Below are 6,621 nucleotides of genomic sequence, written 5' to 3'. Positions count from 1 at the left end.
GTGGGAGGGGTCAGCGGGAACCTGGAGGGCCGAAGCGGTCAGCGGGAATTCGGAGGGATCGAAGCGCTCAACGGGGACGCGCCAGCGCCTCGGGGGCGGCCCGGAGGAGCGTCCCGAGGTGGTCCGCGCCGTCGAGGGTGCGGAGGTCGGCCGTCGGGAGCGCCTCGACCAGTCGCCGGGCCCCGGCTATCGGGACGTTGGCGTCGGCCGTCCCGTGCCACAGGCGCACCGGGACGTCGACCGCGCCGAGGTCGATCCCCCAGTCGCCCCCAGCGACCCGGAACTCGGTGACCGCGCCGCTCCGGTGGCGCTCGAACGCCGCGAGGAAGTCCGCTTTCACCGTCGCCGCGGCGTCGGCGGGGACGGCGTCCGCGTCCGCGGCGTACTGCCCGACCACGAACGACGGGTCGGCCCGGCCCGCGACCCACGCCTGTCCGCGGAACAGCGCCCCGAGGACCGAGGGCGTCGCGGACGCGAGACCGGTCAGCAACCGCTGTACCGCCGGCGCGTCCTCGGTGAAGGAGGGCGGCGTCGCCCCGGCGACGAGGTCGACGCAGGTGACCCGGTCACCCAGCGTCGCCGCCGTCGAGAGGGCGTAGGGAGCCCCGCCGGAGAACGCGACGAGGGGCGCGCGCTCGGCGCCCGCGTCGTCCAGGACGGGCCGCACGGACGCCGCGGCGTCGGCGATTGTCCGGCCCGGCTTCGGCGACGACCGACCGTATCCGGGCCTGTCGGGCGCGATGACGCGGACGTCGTTCGCCCGCGCGGACGGTTCGAGGAGCGCCCCCAGTCGGCGTGACCCGGGCGTCCCGTGGAGGAAGACGAGCGGGTCGCCGGTCGGAGGCCCGTACGTCGCGTACGCGATCCGACGGCCGTCGTCGGTCCGGACGACGCTCGGTGCTCGACGCTCCGAGACCCGAGGCTCCGGGGTCGGTTCCGGCCGCGTGGAGTCGGTGGTAGCCATCGATGTCGACTACGACCGCGCCAGTGGTGGGACTGGTGCCGGACTGATACGGGAGTATTTACGTGTCGCTCGGAGGCCCGGCCCCAAGCCGTATCCGTCCCTCGGCCGATCCCTCGACCGAGATGCGCGCGTTCTTCGCCGTCGACCTCCCGGACCCTCTCGCGCCCGCCGTCGCGGACGCGCAGGCCCGGTTCGCCGACGCGCCCGGCGTCAACCCGGTCGACCCCGAACAGGCGCACGTGACGCTGAAGTTCCTCGGCGAAATCGGCGGCCGCGGCGACGGGGGGGACCCCCCGCTCGACGACGTGATCGCGGCCGGCGAGCGCGCCGTCGACCGCGCGGGCGTCGCCCCGTTCGAGGCCGAGGTCGCGGGGCTCGGCGTCTTTCCGAATCGCGAGTACGTCTCCGTCGCCTGGGCCGGGGTCGAGCGCGGCGGCGACGCCCTCGCCGCGCTCCACGAGGCGCTCGAAGCGGAGGCGACCGCGCTCGGGGTCGACCCGGCCGATCACGACTTCACGCCGCACGTCACGCTGGCGAGGGTGGAGAACGCGGCCGGCGCCGACGCGGTCCGGGACGCGCTCGACGCCGAGGCCCCGGAAGTCGGGACCTTCGCCGTCGACGAGGTCCGGCTGGTCGAATCGACGCTTACGCCGTCCGGCCCCGAGTACGAGGTCGTCGAGCGGTTCCCGCTCGCTTGAGGCCGCGCCCTCACGCGGCGTCGACGGCGAACCCGTTCTCGTCGGCGTGCTCCACCCGGACGCGCGTCACGCGCGTCGCGGTCGCCCCGGTGACGGCGAGCGTGACGGCGCCGACGGCGACGCGGTCGCCCTCCCGGGGCAGCCGCCCGAGCTGTCGGGTGACGAGCCCCGCGACGGTCTCGGCGCCCGCGTCCGCGGGGAGCGCGAGCCCGAGCGCCTCGTTGAGGTGCGAGACGGTCGTCCAGCCGCGGACGACGGCGGCGTCGGGGGCGACGACGGCGACGGCGTCGGTCTCCCATCGCCCGACCAGCTCGCCGACGACCTCCTCGAAGAGGTCCTCCAGCGTCGCGATCCCGACGACCGCGCCGTGCTCGTCGACGACGATCACCATCCGCGCCTCGCTGGCACGCATCTCCGCGAACAGCTCGTCGAGGGGCTTCGTCTCGGGGACGAACGCCGGCTCGGTGAGCGCGCTCGCGAGGTCGGCGCCGCTCTCCTCGGCGCGGATCGCGTCGCGCACGTCGACGATGCCGACCACGTCGTCGCGGTTCTCGCCGTAGACGGGCATCCGGGTCACGCCCTCGCTCGCGGCCGTCGAGAGCGCGTCCGACGGGGTCGCCGTCCGCGGGAGCGAGACCACGTCGGTGCGGGGGACCATCACCGCGGCGACGGTCGTGGTCTCCAGATCGAGGACGCCGCGGATCATCGCGCCCTCGTCGGGGTCGAGCGCGCCCGCGGCCTCGCCCGAGCGAACCAGCGTCGCGATCTCCTCGCGGGTGAGGTACGACTCGATGTCCGACTCGCCGCCCGTGACCCGGTTGACGACGCCCGACAGCGCCTCGAACACGTACAGCACCGGGCGGAGCACGCGCTGGATCGCGACGACGATCCGCGAGACGCGGAGCGCGTGCCTCTCGGCGTTCGCGACCGCGTACGACTTCGGCGCGATCTCGCCGAAGACGATGACGAACACCGAGGTGACGAGCGTCGACCCCGTGGCGGCCTCACCGCCGGAGAAGCCGAACCGGACGAACACCGCGGTCGCGACCGACGCGGCCGCGATGTTGGCGACGTTGTTGCTCACCAGCGCCGTGACGAGGAACCGGTGCGAGTCGTCGCGCAGCGCCGACAGCGCCCGGGCGCCCGGGGCGTCCGTCGCGACGAGCGAGTCGATCCGGTGGGTGGGCACGGAGAACACCGCGAGCTCGGAACTGGAGAAGAAGGCGCTCACGGCGGTCAACACGAGGATGGCGCCGACGCCGACGAACGCGATCGTGAGGTCCATACCGTCCCATGCGGACGGGTATAAAAGGGAGTACCGACGCGGGAGGTACCCACGAACGCGCATTCTCCACCCGAAACGCAGGGGTCGATACCCACGTGCGCGGATCCGATCGGGCGGCAAAACGGCGCGATGAGGAAAGCGTTAACCCCGCGCCGCGGGTGCGTTTCGGCATGAAGGTACTCGTGACCGACCCCATCGCGGACGCGGGGTTGGACCGACTCAGAGACGCCGGCCACGAGGTCGTCACCGACTACGAGGCCGAGGGGGAGGCGCTGCTCACCGCCGTCGCCGACGCCAACGCGCTGATCGTGCGGTCCGGAACCGACGTGAGCGAGGCCGTCTTCGAGGCCGCGAGCGACCTCGTCATCGTCGGCCGCGCCGGCATCGGCGTCGACAACATCGACATCGAGGCCGCCACCGACCACGGCGTCATCGTCGCGAACGCGCCCGAGGGGAACGTCCGCGCCGCCGCCGAGCACACCGTCGCGATGACGTTCGCCGTCGCGCGCTCGATCCCGCAGGCGCACGGCCGCCTCGTCGGCGGCGAGTGGGCGAAAGGCGAGTTCCTCGGCACCGAGGTGAACAACAAGACGCTCACCATCGTCGGCCTCGGCCGCGTCGGCCAGGAGGTCGCCAAGCGCCTCGACTCGCTCGGGATGGACCTGGTCGTCTACGACCCGTACATCTCCGAGGAGCGCGCCGACCGGATGGGCGCCGAACTCGTCGAGGACCTCCACGACGCGCTCGCGGCGGGCGACTTCGCGACGATCCACACCCCGCTCCTCCCCGAGACCGAGGGGATGATCGGGGAGGCCGAGCTGGCCCAGCTGGAGGGCGGCTACCTGATCAACTGCGCGCGCGGCGGCATCGTCGACGAGGGCGCGCTCGCCGCGGCGGTCGACGACGGCGTCCTCGCGGGCGCCGCGCTCGACTCCTTCGCGGAGGAGCCGCTCCCCGAGGACTCGCCGCTGCTCGACGTCGAGGAGATCGTCTTGACGCCCCACCTCGGCGCCTCGACGGAGGCCGCCCAGGAGAACGTCGCGGTCGACACCGCGGAGGCGGTGCTGGCGGCGTTCGACGACGAGCCCGTGCTGACCGCGCTCAACGCGCCCTCGGTCGACGAGAGCGCCTTCCCGCGGATCGAGCCGTACATCGACGTCGCCGAGACCGCCGGGAAGGTCGCCGCCCAGCTGCTCGACGGCCGGATCACCGAGGTCGAGGCGACCTACGAGGGCGACATCGCCGCGGAGGACGTGGACCTCGTCACCGCGAGCGCGCTGAAGGGCGTCTTCGAGCCGCTGGAGTGGCAGGTGAACGCCGTGAACGCACCGCGGCTCGCCGAGGAGCGCGGTATCGAGGTGACGGAGTCGAAGACCCGACAGACCGACGACTTCCAGAGCCTCGTCCGCGTCACCGTGCGCAACGGCGACGACGAGATCGCGGTCGAGGGGACGCTGTTCGCGGGCGAGGACGCCCGCATCGTCCGGATCGACGGGTTCCGCGTCGACGCCGTGCCGTACGGCCACATGCTCGTCGCGCGCAACACCGACGAGCCCGGCGTCATCGGGCTCATCGGCACCGTCCTCGGCGACCACGGCGTGAACATCGCCGGGATGTTCAACGGCCGGGAAACCCAGGGCGGGCAGGCGCTCACCGTCTACAACCTCGACTCGGCGGTCCCCGACGCCGCGATCGAGGAGCTGCTCGCGGACGGCCGCGTCGTGGAGATCACCGAGATCACGCTGGACGGCGCCAGCGGGCGCGCCGACGAGTAGAACCGGACTGACCGACGCGCCGGCGAGCGGAAACCGGGGCGGCCGAGCCGCTCACTCCTCCGCCGCGAGCGCTCCCGACGGCGCGACGAGGTCGTCCGGCGCCGTCATCGAGCGGTCTACCGACGCGTCTGTTGTACCGTAGGCCGGTATTTACTACGAGCCGTGCCGCCCGTGCGTCCGAGCGGCGGGGTACCGAGAGGTCGGCGACCGCGAGGATCGTCGCGGGGGACTCAGTCCCGCAGGTGCTCGACGACGGCGTCGACGTCGTTCGGGACCGGTTCGGGCTCGCCGCCGGCCTCGTAGGCGGCGTCGGGGTCCTTCAGGAGGTGCCCGGTGGTGAGGCAGACGACCCGCTCGTCGTCGCCGACGACGCCCGAGCGACGGAGCTTCTTCAGGCCCGCGAGGCTCGCCGCGGAGGCCGGTTCGACGCCGACCCCCTCGGCGGCGAGGTGACGCTGGGCGGCGGTGATCTCCGGGTCGCTGACGGCGACCGCGGTGCCGCCGGTGTTGCGGATCCCCGGGATCGCCTTCGGCGCGTTGACCGGGTTGCCGATGCGGATCGCGGTCGCGCGCGTCTCGACCTCCTCCCAGCGCCGGATCTCGTCGTTCCCCTCCTCGATCGCCTCGACCATCGGGGCGGCCCCCTCTGCCTGGACGCCGGTGAGCTTGGGGACCTCGTCGACGTCGAGCGCGCCCGCCTGGACGAGCTCGCGGAACCCCTTGTACAGCGCCGAGGTGTTGCCCGCGTTGCCGACTGGGAGGACGATCCGGTCCGGGAACGCACCGTAGTCGGCGTAGAACTCCTCTAATATCTCGAAGCCGATCGTCTTCTGTCCCTCCAGACGGAACGGGTTCAGCGAGTTGAGCAGGTACGCCTCGCCGCGGGCGGCCAGCGCCTGGACGATGTCGAGGCAGGCGTCGAAGTTGCCGTCCACCTCCAGGATGCGCGCGCCGTGGAGGCTCGCCTGCGCCACCTTCCCGGCCGCGACCTTCCCCGCGGGGAGGAGGACGAGCGTCTGCATGTCGCCGCGGCCGCCGTAGGCCGCGAGCGCGGCCGAGGTGTTGCCGGTGGACGCGCACGCGAGCGCGCCGACGCCCAGCTCCTTCGCGACGCGGACGCCGACCGTCATCCCGCGGTCCTTGAACGAGCCCGTGGGGTTCATCCCCTCGTGTTTGATCCGGAGCGCGTCGACGCCCACGGCCTCCTCGATGCGCGGGACGCGGTGGAGGGGGGTGTCGCCCTCGGGGAGCGTGACGCCGAGGTCGAAGGGGAGCGCCTCGCGGTAGCGCCAGACGCCGCGCTCGGGGCCGTCGGTCGGCGCGCCCGACCCGAACTCGTCGAACGTCGGCGGGTCGTCGTACCGCACTTCGAGCAGGCCGTCGCACTCGTCGCAGGTGTACCGGACGTCCTCGAAGGGGGCGAACGTCTCGTCGCAGTCGATACACGCGAGCCACGTCCCGTCGGCGGCGCAGTCGGGCGCCGCCGGGGCCGGGGCGTCGATGGCGAGATCCATTACCACGGGGTCCGTCCCGCCGACGCTTAAGCCGGCCGGTCGGAACGGACGTTGCCGGCCGGAGCGAAGGTGTTCGGCCGTCCCGCTCGGAGCGACCGCCGCGGGGCTCAGTCGACGATGATCTCGGAGGCGTCGTCGCTCTCGTCGCCGCCGGAGCCGAGGCGGTCCTGGTAGCGCTGGATCCAGTCGGCGAAGCAGTCGGGGCAGAGCCGCTTGGTGTCGATGTTCGCCCGGTCGACGCTCAGCCGGACGGTACGCGCGAGCGCGTCCGTGGTGGGGTCGCCGCAGGCGTCGCAGGGCTCGGTCGTCGGCGCGTCGCTCATGTCGTACCGGTCGCGGCGGCGGCTCTTAAAAGTACGTCGACGGGAGCGGGGCCTCGCGGGGG

Annotated in this window: 6 protein-coding genes; 2 read left to right on the top strand and 4 right to left on the bottom strand. The window is 73.1% G+C overall.

Going from position 1 to position 6,621, the window contains the following annotated elements; all coding sequences use genetic code 11:
• Window positions 1–67: 67 nt before the first annotated feature.
• The gene (locus EXE48_RS17245) at window positions 68–964 is read right to left on the bottom strand and encodes an alpha/beta fold hydrolase (protein ID WP_137712103.1); all 897 of its coding nucleotides are present in this window, start codon (window positions 962–964) and stop codon (window positions 68–70) included.
• A 122-nt stretch (window positions 965–1,086) separates the two neighbouring features.
• Here EXE48_RS17245 and thpR point away from each other — a divergent pair, with 122 nt between their 5' ends.
• Window positions 1,087–1,662 carry an RNA 2',3'-cyclic phosphodiesterase gene (thpR, locus tag EXE48_RS17240; protein WP_053770294.1) on the top strand — a complete coding sequence of 192 codons (576 nt, stop codon included), beginning with the start codon at window positions 1,087–1,089 and terminating at the stop codon, window positions 1,660–1,662.
• A gap of 10 nt (window positions 1,663–1,672) precedes the next feature.
• Here the strand turns inward: thpR and EXE48_RS17235 are convergent, their stop codons facing one another.
• Window positions 1,673–2,947 (bottom strand): hemolysin family protein, encoded by a 1,275-nt coding sequence (locus tag EXE48_RS17235; RefSeq protein ID WP_137712102.1) that lies wholly within the window; start codon window positions 2,945–2,947, stop codon window positions 1,673–1,675.
• A gap of 170 nt (window positions 2,948–3,117) precedes the next feature.
• Between EXE48_RS17235 and serA the strand changes: the two genes are divergently transcribed.
• A complete protein-coding gene (serA, locus tag EXE48_RS17230) occupies window positions 3,118–4,722 on the top strand; it encodes a phosphoglycerate dehydrogenase (protein ID WP_137712101.1) in 1,605 nt (534 codons plus the stop codon).
• Between the two features lie 230 nt (window positions 4,723–4,952).
• Here serA and thrC read toward each other — a convergent pair whose 3' ends face one another.
• Both thrC and EXE48_RS17220 read right to left on the bottom strand, forming a co-directional pair.
• On the bottom strand, window positions 4,953–6,236 hold the full coding sequence (gene thrC / locus EXE48_RS17225) for a threonine synthase (RefSeq protein WP_137712100.1): 1,284 nt from the start codon (window positions 6,234–6,236) through the stop codon (window positions 4,953–4,955).
• Between the two features lie 107 nt (window positions 6,237–6,343).
• Entirely contained in the window at window positions 6,344–6,559 is a 216-nt protein-coding gene (locus EXE48_RS17220; protein ID WP_137712099.1) for a DUF7569 family protein, read from the bottom strand.
• Window positions 6,560–6,621 lie beyond the last annotated feature (62 nt).

The organism is Halorubrum sp. ASP1, assembly GCF_005435135.1.
GTDB classification, from domain to species: domain Archaea; phylum Halobacteriota; class Halobacteria; order Halobacteriales; family Haloferacaceae; genus Halorubrum; species Halorubrum tropicale.
Note: the sequence above shows the minus strand (reverse complement) of the source record. Positions and strands in the feature narration are given on the sequence as shown.